This is a genomic window from Rhodobacter sp. P2_H5 (assembly GCF_056403335.1).
This window is the reverse complement of record NZ_JBFUFS010000151.1, coordinates 1-538: the sequence shown is the minus strand read 5'-3', so window position 1 is coordinate 538 and position 538 is coordinate 1. Positions and strand designations below refer to the sequence as shown.

Here is a 538-nt window from a genome sequence, read left to right as displayed (position 1 = left end):
CGATGCCTATGCATGCTTCGGCTATTCGGGGCGTGGTATCTGCCCGGGGACGATCTTTGGTGCCAGCACCGCCATGGCCCTGCTGACGGGCACTCCAGATGGTCTGCCGGTCGCCCCTGTGGCGTCGCACCGCGAAAGTCTGACCGGGCCGCGCGAGGCATATTATGAGGCTGGCGCCGCACTTACGCACCTGTTGGGCGCGCGGAGCCGCGCTGCGAGGGACCAAACTGAAATCGATCGCAAAGCCAATCGACCGCTGTAAGCGATAGGCAAGCCGCCTGTCGCGCATCACGGGGGAACCGGACGCAAGGGGGCCGTCGGAAGTGATCTGGGATACCCAGGGCATTTTGCGCGTTCGCTTGGCGATTTCCGGATGTCCGGGACGAGGGGCTTGACGCCGCGCGGCATGAGCGGCGCGGCGTGAGGCGGGTTTTCGCTTCGATCCTCATGCGTGACATGCCCGAAGCCGGGATGTGCCGGTCCTCGGGAAACCGGGAGACGGACGCGGGCGTGGCGCGGACGCTTGGAAGGGTACATG

1 pseudogene is annotated in these 538 nt (G+C 66.0%); it reads left to right on the top strand.

The annotated features are described in order from the left end of the window. Window positions 1-262 (top strand): annotated as a pseudogene (locus tag AC1DVR_RS24040) (hypothetical protein); the annotation flags it as partial. Window positions 263-538: the final 276 nt, after the last annotated feature.